This window comes from Clostridium bowmanii (genome assembly GCF_018861315.1).
GTDB classification, from domain to species: Bacteria; Bacillota; Clostridia; order Clostridiales; family Clostridiaceae; genus Clostridium_AD; species Clostridium_AD bowmanii.
Genome location: NZ_JAHLDL010000002.1, coordinates 142,322 through 160,372, shown reverse-complemented (window position 1 = coordinate 160,372; position 18,051 = coordinate 142,322). Strand labels below are relative to the sequence as shown.

At 32.1% G+C, this 18,051-nt stretch carries 8 protein-coding genes and 1 pseudogene; all 9 read right to left on the bottom strand.

The window, feature by feature from the left end:
- Positions 1 to 18: 18 nt before the first annotated feature.
- Positions 19 to 165 (bottom strand): annotated as a pseudogene (dinD, locus tag KPL51_RS24665) (DNA damage-inducible protein D); the annotation flags it as partial.
- A 100-nt stretch (positions 166 to 265) separates the two neighbouring features.
- Positions 266 to 1,474, bottom strand: coding sequence for an IS1096 element passenger TnpR family protein (locus KPL51_RS01950; protein ID WP_216156547.1), 1,209 nt, complete (start codon positions 1,472 to 1,474; stop codon positions 266 to 268).
- 219 nt (positions 1,475 to 1,693) lie between these two features.
- Positions 1,694 to 4,087 (bottom strand): restriction endonuclease-like protein, encoded by a 2,394-nt coding sequence (locus KPL51_RS01945; RefSeq protein ID WP_216156545.1) that lies wholly within the window; start codon positions 4,085 to 4,087, stop codon positions 1,694 to 1,696.
- On the bottom strand, positions 4,056 to 5,519 hold the full coding sequence (locus KPL51_RS01940; RefSeq protein ID WP_216156543.1) for an McrB family protein: 1,464 nt from the start codon (positions 5,517 to 5,519) through the stop codon (positions 4,056 to 4,058). The genes KPL51_RS01945 and KPL51_RS01940 overlap by 32 nt, the downstream gene beginning before the upstream one ends.
- 303 nt (positions 5,520 to 5,822) lie before the next feature.
- Positions 5,823 to 7,664: an MrfA Zn-binding domain-containing protein gene (drmB, locus tag KPL51_RS01935; protein WP_216156541.1), complete on the bottom strand. Its 1,842-nt coding sequence runs from the start codon at positions 7,662 to 7,664 to the stop codon at positions 5,823 to 5,825.
- Between the two features lie 2 nt (positions 7,665 to 7,666).
- On the bottom strand, positions 7,667 to 11,062 hold the full coding sequence (locus KPL51_RS01930) for a helicase-related protein (RefSeq protein ID WP_216156539.1): 3,396 nt from the start codon (positions 11,060 to 11,062) through the stop codon (positions 7,667 to 7,669).
- Positions 11,062 to 12,789, bottom strand: coding sequence for a PhoH family protein (locus KPL51_RS01925; protein ID WP_216156537.1), 1,728 nt, complete (start codon positions 12,787 to 12,789; stop codon positions 11,062 to 11,064). Before KPL51_RS01925 ends, KPL51_RS01930 begins: the two co-directional genes overlap by 1 nt.
- A gap of 14 nt (positions 12,790 to 12,803) precedes the next feature.
- Entirely contained in the window at positions 12,804 to 15,383 is a 2,580-nt protein-coding gene (locus tag KPL51_RS01920; RefSeq protein ID WP_216156534.1) for a DrmE family protein, read from the bottom strand.
- Between the two features lie 18 nt (positions 15,384 to 15,401).
- Positions 15,402 to 17,435 (bottom strand): AIPR family protein, encoded by a 2,034-nt coding sequence (locus tag KPL51_RS01915; protein WP_216156531.1) that lies wholly within the window; start codon positions 17,433 to 17,435, stop codon positions 15,402 to 15,404.
- Positions 17,436 to 18,051: the final 616 nt, after the last annotated feature.

The following is an 18,051-nucleotide window of genomic DNA, read 5'->3' as shown; positions in this document are numbered from 1 at the left end:
CTGAAAGTTAAATCATTGCTAATTACCCTTCAACTTCCTCTCCTGTTCTTTTTCGATTTTCTTGACACTCTTTTTAGGAGTTGGTAAATCTTCTGGCATGGTTCCACCCAATTCTTCAATAGTTTGTCTAACCTTTTTTCCTACCTGGAAATGGATTTTATTAGCATTTTCCGAAAGAGCTAGCGACTGAGGTTGCTATTAAGAGGAGCAAATTTGCTAAGGGTGTGTAAATAATTTTGGAGTCCCTCACTTCAATGTACTGAATTTACCACTCATCATCATAATCCGGATATTGCTGTGGTAAATCTCCTTTGCTTTCAATTATTTCACCTTGGAATTCTTCAATAACTTCTTTTTTAATTACCAAAACTTCTACATTAAATCGCCAGTCTTCACCAAAATCAAATATATACAAGAAATTTTGCTTTTTAATCAACTCTAACTCTCCAATCTCCACTTCATCTGCACTAATCCCTTCATCATCATAAGGACATTTAAATGAATTTTTTGACCATGGTATTCCATCCATAAAAAATGAATACATGTGATCATTATCAAATTCAAATGCCTCTTGAATTAAGTTATGTAAATCATGTAAAGTACCATGTGCAGATAATTGTATTTTTGACCAAGTTCCCTTATCTAAGGATACTTTGAATGTATATATCCCATCTTTAAACTTAATTTTCCTTCTAGGCAGTGTTTTTTCTAGCTCTACGTCTTCAAATATACCTTTGAATGGAACAAAAAATTCTTCATCAAATTCTATATTGAATTCACCATATTCTTTTCTGTGGCTTATATTCCACTCTGCTAAATTTCTTTTTTCATCTAATATTTTAATTATGTTTTCGCCTACTGAAGTTAATATAACTTCCTTCACAAAGAAAATTTTCGATATACTATATTTAGATTTCACTTCAGCATCTTCCAAAACATCCATAATTCCAAAATAAGAAAAATATAATAATATGGTACTTATATCCCTTGAAAATTCATTTACTAAAATCCGTTTATTTGCTTTTTTCCTCATAAACATGTCCATATTTATAACAACTTTCAAAACATTTAAATCATTATAAGATTGAAATTCAAGTTTTTCAAAATCACAATCCACCCATAATATCTCTAATAAACAAATATATTTTTCTACCTCATTTAACCTTTTGAACATTTCAATTCTTTCTGTAGGTTTTAATGCTAATCTCCCACCCTTTATTTTTGCTTCTGAAAGTAATTTGCTTTCTACTGCCAATCTATAAAACAAATAAATCATGGGATATGATGGTTGAGTACTATTAGCTGTAACATCTTGTTGTTTAGTACTCATTATTTCATTAATTTCGAATAAATATTTCTTTGATATGTACTTAGTTGCTTTTCCTATCGTTACATCTTTTGTGGATATGTAATCTATAAACTTATCAAAATCTGATAAGAACTTCTTAATTTTTTCATTGCTTTTAAAGTTCATATTATCTAAATACCCCTCCTTCACCATGGGTTACCAGCCTAATTCGCCAGACAGCGTCTGGCAATTTGGATAATCTATATAAAGCACTGAAACCGTCTGCAAAAGCATCAATATCATCGGTTGACTTAATTTATATTTTTGATTTTTACTAGTTGCTTTAATAACTTAATAAATATTTTATAAATATAGCGGTAGATTATCAATCGGTTGCAGTTGTTTTTACAACCACTCACCCTCAAGCTCCATAGCCTCAACTATCCTCCCATCAACCCTAACTTCCCCATGCCCAAGCATTTCAATAACTTTCCCATCTAAAACATAAGAGTCAGTTTTTCGCAGAAGTTTTACTCCCTTTTCCTTTGAAATTTTCTTCAAAAGTTTATAAAGTTCAATCTCATCCCTATCTTTAAGTTTAAGCTCATGGATATTACCTGCGTTTTTAAGTAAATACAGGGTAGTATATGTAATGAGTTGCGTTCCATACTCCACAGGTTTAATATTATTAATTTCAATTAACTCTTCTAATTCAAACCTTAAATATTCCTCCTCCTCATTCCCTCTTTTAACTGGGATGTCGGTGCACATATAACGTTTGTACCTTTTAACTTCTTTTATTTTTCCATAAAAATTTATGCCGCTGCTACCTTCACTAAAGGATTTTTTAGATTCATAAAAAGCTAAATACGCAACTCCCAGCCTAACATTAGACAATCTACTTGCAGGTATATGATAAAACTTATTTTTAACATAAGCCTTTAAATGCTCTTCATCTTTAACATTAACAACCATAACATTTTCAAGCTTGAACTTTGCGTAATCATCAAATTCATCAGCTGCAACTCTTTCCTGCTTTGCTTCAATTGTTGATAGACATAATATTTTCTCTAAATGCTTTCTAATTAAATTTGTGCTACCTGGAAGCATAGGGAAAGCTCCTATATTAACACTTTCAATGCTTTTATAATATTTATGATGATAAAATTTACTCTCATCACTATATGGAAACATAACATAAGCACCAAAGGTTTTATATTTAAATTGCATAGTTTCTCCCATTTCTTCAACAATTGCATCTCTATATCTATGCATTACATTAATGTCGTCTTCCATAGGACCTATAACATTACCTTCTACACATAACCTATACTTAGCATCAAATATATAAATTCTTTCATCATTATCTGAACTTTTAAGACACAAAACTGTATCCGGTCTTTGGCTTACAGTTGGTAGCTTTGAATAGCTTTTGTTGTACCATAGTTCTATTTTCTTTCCTTCATTATTAGAATAAGTCATACTAGCTTCTTTATCTTGAATTAGAGAAAGAGATAATCCATTATCTGTTGCTCTAATAATTCCATAGTTTTCTACCTCATAGCCCATATCCTTTAAAATATTGTGCAGCTTCATATAACACCATATTTCATAAAGCTTCCAAAGCTTTTTAGGAGTTATATTATAAATGTCCTCACTTAGAGTAAGTCCCTTTTTCAAAAGCATATAATTATAATAAACCTGTTTATATCCAGGAGCCATCTGAAATACTAAGCTCATACTTTTTCTTCCAGTTAACTCACCAATATTTTTGAAAAATGAATTCAAATGAAACTCCAGCTTCTTTTTCAAATCACATATTAAAGTATAATATTCATTATCTGCTCTATTATTAATTTGAAGGATATTTTTAATAGTAGAAAGCCTCTTTATTATAGATTTCAAAATATATTTTACATACCTATTCTCAAATATATCTATGGTGGTGATCTTCTTATTTTCTAGCACCTGCGTAGGTATATATTTATCTTCATTAATGGTTATAAAACCCCTACTACTTTTCGCTAATACCTGAGGATGCTTCCTTAAATAATTCAATGAATTTCTAGATGGTCTCTTCGCTTTTTCAAATTTATTAACCACATCGCTATTTAACATAATATGTTTAGGATTTTTCTCAATACGAATTAAAGCCCTTTCTAAGATGTTAAATATAATCTTTAAAATACTAACAAACTCCGCTGCTGTTTGGTGTTTAACATCAGAAAGGCCCGAACTATGATAGGTTTTACCTAAAAATTCAAATGCTAAAGAAGCTATCTCATCATTTACATCATTCATAATTTCAAAATAATCTTTTCTGTAATCCATTTTTGTTGGAAAAACTTCAATGGTCAGCTCTAAAACTATTCTTCCTCGCTTTTTAACTTTAAAAGTAGAATACCCAATCTCTCCACTGAAGGAGAAAGCCCCTATAAGATTTTTCCCAATAGTGGTTATTTTTTTTCTTATGTCACTGCTAATGTGATATATCTCAATATTACTTTCAGTATTTTTCTCCAGCCAAATTTGGTAAATCCCATCCTCAAAGAAACAAGGAAACATATTATACCCACTATTACGTTCAAGCTCTCCATTTGTGCATAATGTTTTTGTTTCTATTTGCGAAGGTAAATATTCATCACTTATCACCTTTATAAAAGCAGGAATATTTAAATTAGCCTTAATTGCCTCAGCTTTTTTATTACTTATGCTACCCATAAAATTCAGTGTAAAATCATCTGTTTTAATAGAAATTATATTTACATTATCCCCAGAAAGAAGCGAAACCATCTTCATAACCTCTTAACATCTTTATAATTTTATCTGCACTTTCAATATATAGTGCATTTTCTTTAAACTTTTCAGCATCATCTAAATATTCCGTACCATCAGCTATTTCTCCACTCGGACTACAATAATTGAAAATCTTAATAAGTATTTCTTTTACTATGTACTCACTGCCAGTAATTATAGGCAGCACCTTCTGCATAATTTGAAAATCAAAGGCATTATCCTCTGAAAGTAAGCCAGCAATTTTATTTTCAAGCATATAGAAAACTATCTCATCACGAACTCTATACCCAAAATGCTTATTTCCTATCCTTAAAATGCTATTTATAGCTATAATCTTATTATTAATTTCATTTACATAATCCTTATCATACCTTATAGCATCCTTAATAGTTAGAAATGAGGTCTTTAAAAAATTATTCTTTAAAACATTACACTGAATATCTTCATCTGGGAAATCAAGACTTTGTAGATTGACATCAGAAAACTCAATAGTATTAGCCCTATCTAAAACCTTTCTACTAAAGGCAAAAGTAGTATCATCCATATTAACAGTCCCTACGATATAAATATTCTCAGGAATATAAAGATTACTATAAGGATTATTCTCACCTAAATAATCTACAGAAAATAATTTATCCGTTAAAATTTCGCCACTTTCACTTACTTCACGAGACTCAATAAGACTTAGATAATCACTCAAATAATACTCCACCCTAGCCAAATTCATTTCATCTAGACATATAAAATAAGGTTTGTCCTTATTTTCAGCTTTAGAAGCTTCACAAATAATTTTAATAAGCTTGCCTGGCACAAACTCCTCATTTATATTTTTGTAACCTAAAAGCTCTGTACTGTCATTCCAATCTGGCTTAACAGAAATCATGTTAAATCTTCCATTCTCCTTAGTTGCTCCAATTGCTTCTGCAAATAATCTTACAAGTTTAGATTTACCTGAACCACTTATACCTGCTAGGATAACGAAAGGTTTAGTTTTTAGGGAGAGGTAGAAGTTTGAGAGGGTTACGGGTGAGTATAGGAACGATCTAGTTATAATATAAGAATTTATGTATTCTATTAAAATTTCTAAATCATCAACAACTATTTCTTCTTTTACTATTTTATTTGCATTATTTTCACTTAATATATCTAGCACAGTCTTTCTTAATTCTTCTTCAGTGTATTTGCTATATTCGTCAACAATTCTGCATCTACTTTTTGTCATTTTCCTTTGATACCATCCTACTCTTTTATTCTCATGAATTGGATCAAATCCATCTCTCATGTTTTTTATATTAGCTGGGTTCGCATGAATTATTTTGCTTGTTTTTTCAAAAGCTTCTGTATAATTAGCATATCCCAGATTCTTCACAGCTAACTTATCAAACCTTGACAAATAATATGCAATAGTTAAAGCATTTGTGCTACTCGTATCCATTATATGTCCTCCTAAAAAAGCATTCTATATTCACAAAATGTATTACTTTACTATAAAACATAATAATATGACTTGCTATTATTATTCAAAATAAATATATATTTCATCAGCTTCGCTGGTGGCAATGAGTATAAAATAAATTCATATTTTTCCAAATGTTTTAATTAACTTTTTAATTTTGATTGCCATAGGTATAGCTCTTCTCACTACCATTCTATAATCCTCTACTTCATATAATTATATAACTTTTGCATCACTCCTTTTCTCCAATACAATATACATATAATTTCCTTATTCATTCAACTAAATTTCATCAATATCAAAAAAACCTATATTAGAATTATCAAGAGTTCCAACAATAAGTGCTCTATCCAAAAGTCTATTGCCATTTTCGCAACAAGTTTCTGGTAACAAGGCACAGTTATGACAGGCTGATAAATTACAAGAATCTGGTCCTTGTCCAGGTGATTGTATGCACACAGGATCTGATGAACACCATTTTGCATTTTTAATTGCATCAAGAATAGTATCCTCAATTCTATCTGGCAATCCTTGTCTTACTAGACCTCCAAGTGAGCCTTCAGCATCCCCAGATGCAGTATAAATTAACACTCCATACATAGAATGTTCCTCCTCTCCCTTATCGCAATATAATCTTTCGCGAATAGAAGAACTTCCATATCCACACTCAAAGCTTAGCTGATTAATAAGAATATGTGCAAATGTGTGAATCATTACATATTTGGCATTAAGTTGGCACTCTTGAGAATTTCTTCGTTCTAACATTGCATTATATGGTTTACTCAACTGCTGCACTCTACTTATTACATCAAGCCTTTTCGACCATTCTTCAAGTGCTTCAAAATTAAACTCAAAAAATATACCCTCACCATATACTTCAATTGCAGGCAACCAATCTATACCACCCAACCTAAGCATCTTTTTCTTATCTTTAATACTTTGACCATCATTCGGTTGAAGTCTTGAAAATCCTACGAAAGCTCTTGTTTCTCTCAATTTAGGAACAAGTGAAATGCTTTTAAAAAATGGGTGAATCGCAGGATTATATTCACAAACAGAATAATTTTTCGAATGGAAAGCTATCTTATCTCCACCACTATCTTTAACTAACATATTATATTCAGCTAGTCGATAAGCTTCTTCAGACATTTCTTCAGTCACTTCTTCTTCACACTCTATATTTTCAATTCTTCGCAAAGCGGCTTCATATAGATCATTCGCATTAACATTTTGTTTCTTTGAAATTATATCAATAATAACTCGATTAATCTCTCCATTAACTCTCTGACTATCTATCATTTCAAAATTATCTTCTAACACCCTAAGTACTAGCCTGCTTGCGTTGGCAGTATCAACCGGTATATAAATTGAGCTTCTAACATCACCAAACCACACATTTGCTCCACCACGTTGTACAACTTTAACTGGCTTTTCACATGGATGTTCTATATCAGTCTCAACCCCAAGCCAAGGCTTTGAACCCTTACATTTATATCCTACCTTCTCTAATGCTCCATCATTAGTAGCTCCTGCCATACTTCGCTTAGCACCACAAGAACATTCATAAAAAACACCTGTTAAAGATGCAGAAACACCTCCAGTACTTCTTCGCAACCTGCATGTATCCTTTGGTTTTGAATTGCTTAGATTGTGATGGACCCACTCCATAATAGGAAAATCATCAACATGACCATCTTCACACACAACAATAAACCTCTCAGGAATAAGCTTTCTTCTAAACTTTTTGCCCGCACAAGATCTACCATGAGGCCACTCATATCCACTGCATCTTTCTTGTGCAGAATAGTAACTAGATTTACTCATTGTTCCACAGAAAGGACAATATAGCCACCTCGGAAACCGAACTGCTGGTATTTTAATTAATGCATTTGTTATGTCTGAATCAGGATCTCTAAAATCAGGAGGTCTTCGTAATTCTTTTACTCCTAACCTTTTTTCCAATCTTTCGTCTTTAATGATGAATTCCGACTTGCTGTTTCCAAATGTCCACATATCAAGACCTGCAATCATTAAAGATTCATCTTCTGGAAATGGTACAATAGCACCAACCCCCCAAGGGCTAATTAATTGAGACCTTCTGACTGGTTTAACTGAATAAGCCATTTTTAATCCTCCTCCATAGAATACTCATTTTTCAAAACATATACTTCACAAGTAGAATCAACACTTCTCATTGAAGTAGGTGTAGGTATTCCACGTCCTCCCCAATCTACATTGGGAATTGTTCCTGCTGGGTACATTAGTGGTACTACAGATTGTGCAGTAAAATCATGATACTTTTGTGGTAAGTTATTTTTCCATGTTTTCATAATTTCTTGTATATGAGTGCTGGTATTGTTGAATTCGTCCTCATCAATTGATTTTACTCTTGATTCAATTACTTTAATAATATCTTTCAGTTCCTCATCTTTTGGAAATATTTTAGGATTATTATATGTATCCTTAGTTCCTAACAATCTAATCATTCCTACTAAAATAGCATGCAACGCCCTTTCTCTTAGAGGAGCTGAGAATGGTGTCACACTTGTTGGCTCAACATGGCAATATATTCTTGAATGATATGATTTAAAGTATTCATAGTAAGACCGATCTCTTGGTTTTCCTGGACTATATGTTATAAATACAATACCCGGAGCACTTTCGCTTCTTCCTACACGACTTGTTGCTTGAATGTACTCTGACGTTGTTTTGGGCTGGCCAGTAACAGTCATCATTCCCAATCTGGGAACATCTACACCTACAGAAATCATATTTGTAGAAAGGCAGATATCAACTGGTCGACTTTCATCACGCTCCGTTGGATATTTAATATTTAAGTTCTGAAGACTCATTGGAACTTTATCACTACGAATACGACTGGTTAGTTCTTCACATCTCCAAATATATCTGCGTTTTTGTTTATATCCCTCTTCCTTGTCCTTCATTCTGCGCTTATACATTGTGTGCAAATATTCATCAATATCAGCACTAACCCAAGTAGCAGTTTGCCCTAGTTCTCGCAAACTGTTGAAGTATCCTAAGTTAGTCCAATAAGGATCTCTTTCTCTTTCTTCCTCTACATCAAGTTCTTTTGCTCCATATAATAGAGATGCATAAAGTCGTATATTGGTCATAGAATATGAAGAAGATGCCAGAGCCATAATGCCAACATATAATCTACCAACTTTTGTTTTATCCTCAATAGCAAAAAAAGAATCTCCTGCGTCAATGCCTGATGGTGGAAACTGCGTGACCTTATCTCTGCCACAGTTGTATAGCGCATTACATTGTTCTTTTGCATGGCTAATAGTTGCTGTTGATGCAATTATTTTAGGGTGTATTTGTGTTTCTCCACTATTTTCAATGCACAGCCTACTTATCATTGTTTCATAGAGACCTACCATAGACCCCAATGGTCCTGAAATTAGATGTAATTCGTCCTGAATAATCAGTTCAGGTGGAGTTTTCCTATAATCATTATATATTCCAAATATCTTTTGTGCCTCAGGTATAAAAGGTAGCATAGCAAATTTATCTACCGTACCGATAAGAAGTGTAGGCGGTTCTTCATAGATTGCATCATCTACCATCATTAAAGGCAAATTGAAATTGTCTTTTGAAAAGTCACAATCATTATTAAAACATTGAAATATAATTTGATTTGGATGCATTAACTTTCTATATCCTGGAATTCTAACTTGCTTATTTTTCAAGTGAACCGGTCCCATTTGTGCTCCACACCAAGGGCATTTCAATATAATAAATGGATTTTCCTCAGTTTTTCCATCATATAATCTTCTATAAGCCTTAACTGCATCTGCCATTTTATTCGGAGTAGAATCTTTTCCTACCCACAGACCAATAGTAATACGCGATTCCCCAAGCTCTTCACATTTTTCATGCCTTATAATTTCACAGGCACAAATCATAGAAGAAGCCCTCTCATATTGTTGAGCTGTCAATAATCTTAAAGTATATCTCATCAAAATAGTAGTTCCGCAATCATCAAGATTATTAAGTTTTCTAATAAAAATCGTAAATGCTGACAGTCCTAAATATGCTTCAGTTTTACCACCACCAGTAGGAAACCATATCAAATCCACATTGTTCCTATCATCAGAGGTTTTATCAGCCATTGATCGTAAATTTATAAGTATAAATGCTAACTGAAAGGGTCTCCATTTTCCATATTGGCCGTGATTGTTAAACCAAGTAGAAGTCTCACTAATATTCAGCGTATTCTCGTATTTTTTGTTGAGTACTATCTCGCCACTCCCGTTATCTTCCCACTCCCGCAGTGGTAAATTGTAATGAAGTTGTTGCAACAACATAGCTCTGTTCATATATTGGAATGCTTTTATAACTTTCGAATCTGTACTTAAGAGCTGTACTCCATCAACCATTCTTTGATAGCAATTTTCACAATTATAAATGTGGCGTTTAGTAGTTTCTTTGTATTCAACAAGGTGCAAACTTTTTAACTTCAATTCATCAATCCAGTTCTTATACTTTTCGCACATTAGATTAAGTTCTTGGAGAGTTTCAGTAAAATTTCCTAAATCACTCATCTTATACATTTCAAGAGAAACGCCCTCAATACTTGCAGGAACTACAGGCTTAATTTCATATGTTGGAAAAACAGCTGTTTTAATTTCAACTACTTTATTATTCTCTTCTTTCCAATCTGCAGAACAACCATGTCCAATGGCATAATTTTTTATATTTCTATATAGTAATTGATTTGATTGATAATCCTCATCATTATTTATTTTTTCACTATCCGGTAAAAAAGCAAAACCATTCCTGCAAAATATTTTGAACTCCACTTGAAAATAACAATCTTCATCCCTAACAGATTCATCACCTATTTTTTTAGAATTTTCTAACGTAAATGTATAGATAATCTTATTTGTTTTGGAATCATTATAACGATTAGTTACTGCAAATTTTAAATTTGTATTCTTTACTGAATTGTAAACATCTATTTTTTTAATTCTTTCATTTTTTGTCGGTAACTCAACAACTTGACCATTATTGTTCCAATTCAATTGGCTACGCAAGTATTTTGTGGATTTCTTTTCAGTATCTGGATCTATGCTCTTAACAGCATTATAAATCCCTGCTTTAACCTCAACTCTAACATCTTCGCCCATATTTACTGCGACCGTCAAACTTATAGCAGATTGGCGAAATGCATTAGATAAATTTATTAGTTCTTCTGCGTTTTGAAGTAATTCTCTTCCACCACCCGTTCTATCTTCTGTTTCTTCCAAAGTCTTCTCTTCAGGTAAATCAGTTGTTGTTTCCTTAGGTGCTTCCGTTTCATCTAGCGCATCTGCTTGGTCATCTAATACCCCTTGTGGAAATAGTATTCCCGCAGAATATCTAATTCTTGGTGGATCCACATTTAAAATTTCTTCACCATTGGGCTGCATCATATTTTTATAATTAATTGGATCTGGTCCAACGAACTCTTTATTAATAATATCAATTAATTGTTCTCTCCTAGTGTCTTCTCCCATTACAACCACCTCACTAATAGTTTGTTTCTTTCCTTATCCGCATGTTCAGTTTCAAAAACATAAAGTACCGTTCTTGCCCTACTTAAACCTATATACATTATTTTTTCATGCTCAAAAGTATCAATGTCTGTTAAAATAATTACAGAGTTTTCAAGTCCTTTAAATGCTTGAATAGTGCTAAATGAAACACTGCCTTTTGTCCTTGGATTATAATCTTTGACTTTCTCCAAATTCAAATTATTCACAACCGAGTTTTCACGTTTAACAGGTGATAAAATGGTGATTTTAGAATTATCAACCTTTTCTATTTTTAATGTGGATAATAATTCTTCAAGCTTCTCCTTTTGTTCTTCATCATTTTTGTAGGTTATGTAGTTTACTGGCGGGCCCACAACATTCGTCTCCATATAGTTAGGATTGTCAAATCCTGTAATATATTTAATTTCATTTCCAATTGGTTTAGTATTTCTACAATTAATTTTAAGCTTATATTTTATAAATGACGTTCTTTCTTCTAATAGCTCTTTCATATCTACGGCATTTACGTTTCCACTAAAAATGGCCTGCATTGCAAAGTCCCCAAACATACTCCACTTTCCTCGATAAATTCCACCTTTTAAAATTAAATCCATAATATCTAGATAATTTGTATTTAATAAATCTTGTGCTTCATCAACTACAATCTTATCAAAATTTATGTGTTTTCCCTCTAATGCTTCAAGTGCAATTAAAGGTATTTCTTCTCTATAAAACCTTTGCATATTCCCATTTTGAGGATAATGAACACCTATTTCTGCTGAATTTACAAGCCAATATAAAAATGAATGAAATGTTCCTACAAACTCTGGACGAAGAGATTCGTCCATTTCATCAAAATAACTCTTTAACCAATTTCCAAGCATTGTGTTAAAACAAAAAAATGCTACTTTTTCTCCTTTTGCTACTGACTTTTTAACCTCTTCTATTGCTAATAATGTTTTGCCGGTTCCCGCTGGACCTTGAATCAAGCATCTTGAGTTATCTTCAAGTTGATCAAGACATTTAAGCTGCTCACCTGTTAAAGAAATTAAAGCTTTCTCTGCATAGTTTATTTGTGTGGAGAATGAAACTGCTTTGTCAAAATCTCCTCTAAGTATATTAGCAAATTCTCGGACAGCTTTTATATCTGGCAATTTATCTGGATTGATAGCACCATACTTTTCTTCCCATTTTCTTTTGATATTTTTAGAAAGTCGTCTAATAAATCCACTAACATTCTTACCATCATTCTTGTCAAACACTTGCCACTGTTCCCCATCCATATCATCCACATAAAATGTGATATCTGGGAACATAACTCCAGTTGCAAATAAGAGTTTGCTAAGATGATGGTTTGGTCCACATTTCTTTTTTACGGAATCGAACAAACTAAAAACGCCTTCATTTGCCTGTTCAAATGGGCCTCTTTTTTTACTAGATGGTTGCCCATATTTATTGGTAAAATTCCATATTCCATCTTTTCTTTTTACTCTTCCTCCTTTTACCTCCAGTGCGAACACACCAAGCTTAGGAGCAATAACAAAAAAATCTATCTCACCATATAATACCGTTCTATGGTTTGCTATGCCAAGCGAGTGCAAAACAATCCAACCTTCCGTTTCACAATCATCCCTAAACCATTCAAATATTTTTCTCTCGGCATTACTTTTTACTTCCGGAGAAATTACTGAAGGAATCATTCTTGCCATTATGTTACCCCCTATTACTCACTAATTAGAGTATTAGTAGTAGATGCATCTACTACTAATACGGTGCCTATGTCTATTACTTTTAATATCTTTACTGTACCTATCTCATCCAAATACAAAGTGATTGGTTCCCATATGTTATATGGGTCAATCTCTCCGATTTCTTGAATTTTTTGAGCAACTTTTCTTTTGAGAAGTTCAGATAATGTTCTTCCTGCTTGTACATGTGCGCGTTTAACTTCCATTCCTGCCTCAAAAATACTTTCCAGTTGCTCTAATAACACATTATCTTCTGTAGCTTCCGCTATATATTTTAAATCGTTAATATTTTGCGGAGAAATGACATCTTCATTTTTCATCCATTGTCTAACTGTAAATTGGTTTTTTGTACATCCTGCTTTTTTAAGCTTTAGATATATATCATCAAATGTTGAAAAAACGCTTTCCAACTTCAATGCCTCTTTCCATTTTGTTGCAAACTCTCTCCGGCCGCTTTTCCCACTATTGGATAAAATAATGTCTGCGTAATCCTTTATTAAATCATGTTGAGATTCTCTTACTACAATAAAATCACCAATTTTCAATTCTATAGGTAAAATTATTTTGATATTATCCTTTTCTTCTAACACAATTTTTGTAACAGACACTAATTTATGTGTAGATCTATAAAAAGCGAAACATCCACCAACAAAATTAACAGGAACGGATTCTACTACTTCGTTTATATTTTTGTTGCCACCATTCGCTAAATATTTACGATACTTATTCTCCCGTAAAACCATCTCAATTTCACTGAGCTCATCATGATTCTCTTGTCCAGTAGGCATTGTTAATGTTTCATCTTTAAAATATGGAAGATCTATATTTGCTTCTGCAAAAACTTTTTCAATAACCTTTCTACTATTGCATTTATGTAAAATGCTATTCCAAGATTTAATATGTGCGTTCTTCCAACGCTCCTCATAGGCATATAAAAGTACAATATATTTAGAAGTATTGTAACTATAGATAATACGCCTCATAATTGTACTGCTAAGCCATCCACAAACGATTGTAATATCACAGGCTATTACTTCACTATTGCAATACTCTGCTTGACTTAAAACACTTACTTTTGTTTCTAATTTTTTTTCAGTACATACTTTATTCCAAAACACTTGATGCTTTTCTTTGTCTGCTCTGTCTGGGATCACAATACAAACATTTTTATAATGGTTATCCAACAATACCTCTTTAAGTGCTGATATTTTCGGTATCACATATTCTTTACTATAAACAACTTCAAAAGAGGAAATAACGTTTTCTAAGTTGTTAAACAGTTCATCTGAAATGAATCGCTTCTCATTTTGCAATTTGACTTTACAATTTAAAATATTTTCATTTATTCGTGTGTATTCAATATCCTTTAAATCCACAATGTTTCTAAGACACAAGAAGGCCAATGAAAATAACTTATCATAGACATCAATCATATTAACATTCGTCAATGCCACTTCTTTACGATAGTAATATAGCTTTCCCAAACAATTACTTATTTCTTCACTATCACATTTAAGATATTGGATTTTTTGTACTGCGCAATTTCCAACTTTCTTATTGATACATAGCGTTGAAACATTATACATGTCTGGAGCGATACTTTCTTCATCCCATCGCCAAATACAAAATCCTCTCAATTCGAGTGATTCTAATTCAAAGGAGTTAAGTGTATCCGTAAGACAAATAATAGGAAAGTCTTCGTTAAGAAGCTCATCTAAAACATCTAATTCATTATTAATAGTGTTAGGGTTAGATATATCAACAAACAAACATTTTACATCTGATTCTTTTTTAGTTGCCTCATAAACTGCATACATATCCGAAGTCACAACAATTGCAGGTTCACCTGATAATTGGCCTCTATTAATATTCTCCACATTTCCTTCTGTGTCAGCTTGCCCTATTAGAAGTAAATCTTCTACTTTAATACCATTGATGCAAATATCCGACATCATCTCTTTTACTTTTCCTGTTGGTGCAACATTAAACACCGTGTTATTAAAATGCGTTTTGTAATCAATTAATATTGTTGTCAAATGGTCAGAATCAGATATTTCAGCTTTACGTTTTTTGATTTCAACTTTTGTTTTCGAAAATACTTTATCTGTAGAAAGACACCTATTTGTATCCGTCAATTGAAAAAATGGCGCTAGATCCAATGGAATACCATTACTACAGTCTGCATCTTTAACCCACAAAGTGGTTGTTCCCCTAAACTGGTCAATTCTATCAAATTCCACAACACAGTTTCCACATTTTAGTTTTTGTCCTTTTATAAACGTATTAGGATTATATATTTTTTCTGACTTGCCATCAAAGATATCATGAATTACTTTTAATACGGCTAAGAAGAATATACTTTGCCTTTTTTCAGGGAAAACCATAATAACACGTTTTTCATCAGCTTCAAAAAATCTATTCAATAGATCAATACTCACTTTAATAATTGGAGGTGTACTAACGCATTCATTGGCATCATCTCCAAAAGTTATTTTCAACTCACTCAAGCTGTTATTCTTGGCCAGTTCACTTTTTACATAATCTACCCAATCCAATTTGTACACCTCCATAGGTTATTTAAATCCTTTAGTCTTAGCTTCCATATAGACTTTAATAGCTTGATTTGCTTGTTTATACGTTGGTACCTTATTTCTACCCAAAATCGTACCTATTGAAAATGCCAAACTGCGTTGCCATGTTTGAAAATTGTTAGTTTCTTTAGCCCATCTAGATAGTGAAAACCAAGTTTCTGCAGGAATTTGATTTACTTCTTGGATTAAACTTATTTCATCTTCAGTTACTGAATTAATGCTTTTATTTTGTGTTTCTGCTGTATTGGGTCTTAATACTGATATAAGTTCTTTTGCAAGCTCATCGCTTATTGTATAATCAATTTCTTTAAATTCGTTCCAACATTTAACATTCTTACACCATTCTCCAATATTTGCACCACCTGGAGGATTTACGATATGTCGTTGTGCTAGTTTTGATATATTTATAATTTCATTTTCAAGAGCAGTAGACAAGCACTGCTCCTTCCAAATACAATCCAGATCAATTCTCTGTGATGTTTTATAAGATGCAAAAGCAATCGTATAAGCTACTATATTTGCTCTATATCCACCATACTTCTGCCCTTGAACTAATCTTTCGGTTTGCCTAAATAAAATAGTTTTGGAAATGAGGTGTTCATAATACTTCGAGTTTGGCATTACATTACCTCTCTCCTTCAGCCGCAAAGTGAATTTTTTAAAATTTTTCTGTGCACCTTCACTTACTTGATAAGGAAGTTGATCCCAAGTATTTTCATATTTAGATAAATCAGTTTTTGTAAAGAGAGGGTGTTCTTCTTTATATTGTTTTTTTCTCAGCAATGTAGACTCTCTTGATAGCATGTCCGAATATTGTCCTCTTGCTCTCTCATAAAACCAGTTCTTAGGTTTCAATCCTCCTTTTGCTGGCGCCCAACATATCCTTGAAAGTTCCTCGACTTTTCTATGAAATGGATCATTAGCAGAAAAATCAGCAATTTGTACTTTATTCTGTGTATTTGCAAACGCAGAAATATTAGGAATTATTTTATTCATTTCGTCATAAACATTGATTACCGATAACTTCATTTGTACATAAACATTGCTTATCTCAGATTGTATTTTTTTATCTTTATACGCGCTGAAAATTGATGCCGTCGTCTGTCCTCCATTAACGATCTGCATATCTTTTATCTTTGTAATTGATGGCTTTCCATTCTCGTCTCTTTCAACTTCAACACTTTCTGCTGTAACAGAAATTCCGTTGTTATATGCTAAAAACATATCTGGCTCATCTCTTAAAGTCTCTCTAATCCCTTTGTTTACTGGTCCTTTTACTTGTAAAAAAGACCTTACGTTACGTTCCAACAACCTTGCTCCGTGTTCTTCGTACAATTGTGCTAATATTTTACCAGGTACAATGGCAAGATAAACGATATATTTATCACTTGTTTTATTCTCAATACATTCAATAGCAGTATTAAATTTTTCAACAAAGTCTATTTCAACCATCTCTCGCATTTTACCAGAATTTACACACCTATATAATCTTTCAATATCCCATATTAAAAAAGATACGTTAGCCCCTTCAATTAATATGTCTTTAAATGAAATAGGTTTTACTAACCCATTTGTTAAAGCAATGACCCTTACATTCTTAATATCATTTTTGTGCTTATGAATAGCAGATGCAAATCCATATGTATCGCTATCTTTTTCAAAAGAAGCATATAAATCATTTATTGCTTTTCGATACAGTTGTATTGCTCGCTTTAATGAAGCATCAATCTCTGTACGTGTTATCCTTTGCGGATTTTCATTTTCATCAAAGATACTAACATATATATCCACACTATCAAATTCTTCTGAAATACTATACCCATTCATTTGCAAACCTAATACACGGTACGGACAGATAACAGCATTCTCCACCTCACCTATTTCTTCTAAGTATTCAAGCATTACAGCAGTAAAAAAATCTTCAAATTCCAAACTGTATGCATCGGTTTCTTTTGCAAGTAACACTTCTTGGTAAAAATTCGATGCAAATTCAAGCAAACTTATATTACTTTTCATTATCTTCACCTCATTTTAAATTTTTTTTACAATCTATGCTATATTCTTCTTCTTAAAGTGAGCAGTGCATTCATAATTTAAACAAGCTTAACACATCTTGTCCATAAAATAGTAACTTTCTGGTAAATATTTATACCTAAATTTTCTATTTACTTGATTCCAAACTTTAATCATGCCTATATATTTTTAACTTTTTAATATTAATTAATCTACCGGATAACTCTTTTGAACATATCACAAGTTTACTAATTCATCTTATTTAAGTACAATTTTTCCATTAAATTTAAATTCATTTATAAATTCATCAACTTCTTCCTTAATTCAAGATATAAGCCGGAATCCATAATATACTATATTTTAAAATAATGTCATATAATTATAATTTTCATTCAGATAATATGTTAATATAACTTATATTATGATATTATTCCCTAAATAGTAATTCTATATTAAAATAAGATTACCTTCTTTTTTGAATTTTTATTCTATACTTTATATGCAAGGAATAATGTTCCAATAAATATTCAAATGCAATAAAGAGCTGGCAAAATAACTATGATAATACGTAAGAGTCAAATACAATTAATATCTATATAGGCCACAGTGAAATAAAATA

Bases quoted from the DNA above. Each gene is read 5' to 3' on its own strand.
- KPL51_RS01950 (WP_216156547.1), bottom strand. From the start codon at position 1,474: ATGAACTTTAAAAGCAATGAAAAAATTAAGAAGTTCTTATCAGATTTT.
- KPL51_RS01945 (WP_216156545.1), bottom strand. From the start codon at position 4,087: ATGAAGATGGTTTCGCTTCTTTCTGGGGATAATGTAAATATAATTTCT.
- KPL51_RS01940 (WP_216156543.1), bottom strand. From the start codon at position 5,519: ATGGATACGAGTAGCACAAATGCTTTAACTATTGCATATTATTTGTCA.
- drmB (WP_216156541.1), bottom strand. From the start codon at position 7,664: ATGGCTTATTCAGTTAAACCAGTCAGAAGGTCTCAATTAATTAGCCCT.
- KPL51_RS01930 (WP_216156539.1), bottom strand. From the start codon at position 11,062: ATGGGAGAAGACACTAGGAGAGAACAATTAATTGATATTATTAATAAA.
- KPL51_RS01925 (WP_216156537.1), bottom strand. From the start codon at position 12,789: ATGGCAAGAATGATTCCTTCAGTAATTTCTCCGGAAGTAAAAAGTAAT.
- KPL51_RS01915 (WP_216156531.1), bottom strand. From the start codon at position 17,435: ATGAAAAGTAATATAAGTTTGCTTGAATTTGCATCGAATTTTTACCAA.